The following is a 1,854-nucleotide window of genomic DNA, read 5'->3' on the forward strand; positions in this document are numbered from 1 at the left end:
ATACCCATCGAATACAGAGGAGCGAGCGCTTTGAGCACTAGAGCCCCAACATCCCCGAGTGCTTTCAGAAAATTAGTCGAGGAGGGAATTGACCAGAGCTATCCGGGTTTCCTCCAACTGAATGGAGGCCCCAAAGCGGCGGCCATGTATTTTTCCACCATATGGGGAATATTCGAACTTCAAGCTCTGAACTGCAACGCAAACCAGATCAGCATCCGCGACTTCGCAGAGCGCGCCGATCCGTCTCGCGAGCAATTTCGGGAGTTTCAGCCTGCATTTGATTATTTTGTGGGTAGGTACAGAAATGGGCACCAAACTATCCAGCTGTTCGAAACTATGGTTGGCAGAGACACCGGTATTCGCAATGCAATCAGCGACGCGTTGCTGGAGAACACGGCTTCCGACACTGACAAGCTGAACGCGCTACTGCTGATAGCTTATTGCTTCCGCAACAACCTATTTCACGGCAAGAAGTGGGCTTGGGGCTTGCACGACCAATACGAAAACTTGGCAACGGCTACGTTGGATCTCGTCGAAACTCTGAGGGCATTTGAAGGAATCGTGAATACCTAGAACGGCACCACCTCTCGCCCAGTTCTCCGCTCATGTTCCACCAGCCGTTGAAGATACCCTTCGGACCGGGCCGTCTGCCGCCATATCACATAATCTTTCACATGGTCGGCACTGGGGGCGGCTTGTTCGTCCAGCCCATAGAACTGGTTCGACGTTGGCAACGGAGCACCGGCCACTTCCGCTGAAGCCTCGGCCATCACTCGCTTCAGTTCGCCCACCCGGGTATAGTCGATGATAAAACTGTCATGCACGGATAGGACTGGAACTGCCTGATCGCAGAAGTAACGATGGACGCGCTCCGCTATCTGACTATCAAGGTTCATCAACTGGATACCTTGATCCGCGAACAGAAAGTCCTCGATGTGAGGGGTTTTCTCTAGGAATCCCTTCAGTAACGAATCCAGTTGTTCGTTAGTCAGTGTCTTGCCTGCGTGGCCGGTTGGGTATCCGTCTCGAAACGCCCGGAAAGCAGCATCCCTAGAACCAGCGTTTATCGCTGTGAGTGCAAGCCGCTTGATAAATTGACGCTGTAGCACTGGAGGTAGCCATGCACCCAGTATGTCGGGCAACTCATAGGGATCGCCATCAAGTTCTTTTCCTGCTCTAAGGCTGAGCAACGAGACATGGAGACTGCGGAAGTCCACCTCGACGACGGGCGTATCGTTGATGAAGATCTTTGACCTCCAGTCACTGTTGATCTGCTGCCACCAGCCCCCATGAAAGCGCCCATTCAGGTTGAAGTTAGAACGACTGAATATCCGGCGGGTAAGCTTGTGATGATGGTCGGTGGTGACATCATCGACCCTTGGTTCATCCAATACAGGGATATCAATGAAAGCATCAGCAATTACTTGGTTATAACGCTCAAGCTCAGCCCGCATTCTAACGATCTCGTCGGTATCCTCGTACTCGACCAGTGCCTCTGCGTTGTCGCCTCTGAGAATGATGATTTCTTCACCTTCGACCCGACCAACGTCATCTCGTCTGAATGCCACTTCGGCGAACCATCCCTGGAGCACCTCGGAGGCTCGTATCCTTGTCGTTCTGTTCCCCCGGGCGAGAGGACCCGAGTAACTGCCCTTTGCAACATCCAATAGTCCTGCTTCGATTAGGGTGTGAATGATCGGGATGATCTTCTTGGATATATGGATCGCGTTATAGCGGGAAGACGTGTCCCAGTAGTTCGAGGACATAGATACGCCGATAGACAGTTCCGGGTCTTCCAACCAAGCGACATACAGGTCTAGAACCAACACCCGCAGTTGATGTCTGAATGCAGTC

Annotated in this window: 2 protein-coding genes; one reads left to right on the forward strand and one right to left on the reverse strand. The window is 52.5% G+C overall.

All coding sequences use genetic code 11. The features are described from left to right. Positions 1 to 573, forward strand: a 573-nt coding sequence (locus AC2FJZ_RS22285; protein ID WP_496780412.1) for a hypothetical protein, incomplete at its 5' end; no start/stop codon positions are given. Here AC2FJZ_RS22285 and AC2FJZ_RS22290 read toward each other — a convergent pair. Beyond that, positions 570 to 1,854: hypothetical protein (locus AC2FJZ_RS22290; RefSeq protein WP_496780414.1), on the reverse strand; the 1,285-nt coding region annotated here is incomplete at its 5' end. The two genes, AC2FJZ_RS22285 and AC2FJZ_RS22290, sit on opposite strands and share 4 nt — an antisense overlap.

This window comes from Ruegeria sp. CDSA079 (genome assembly GCF_059612245.1).